The organism is Paenibacillus sp. EKM206P (assembly GCF_011066155.1).
GTDB lineage: Bacteria > Bacillota > Bacilli > Paenibacillales > Paenibacillaceae > Paenibacillus > Paenibacillus polymyxa_D.
The window spans coordinates 1-203 of record NZ_JAAMNQ010000153.1 but is presented as its reverse complement, the minus strand read 5'-3'; the positions used below and the strand labels follow the sequence as shown (position 1 = coordinate 203).

1 protein-coding gene is annotated in these 203 nt (G+C 54.2%); it reads right to left on the bottom strand.

The window, feature by feature from the left end; translation table 11 throughout:
• Positions 1 to 203 (bottom strand): transposase (locus G9G53_RS26180; RefSeq protein WP_185156382.1); only part of this gene is annotated, 203 nt, incomplete at both ends.

Below are 203 nucleotides of genomic sequence, written 5' to 3'. Positions count from 1 at the left end.
AAGCTTCGCTCAATCGTCTCTTTTCGTTTGCGGTACAGCTTTTTACCAGATGGGCTCAGCCGGTTGCTCCGTACCCACTCTTTGCTGTCTTCCCAGACATGCCGAGTCACCACTTTGCGGTGGTTTCGAGACTGGGTACACTGACTTAGCAGTGGGCAATGCTGGCACTGAGCTGGGTCAGAGGCATACTGCCGGTATCCCTT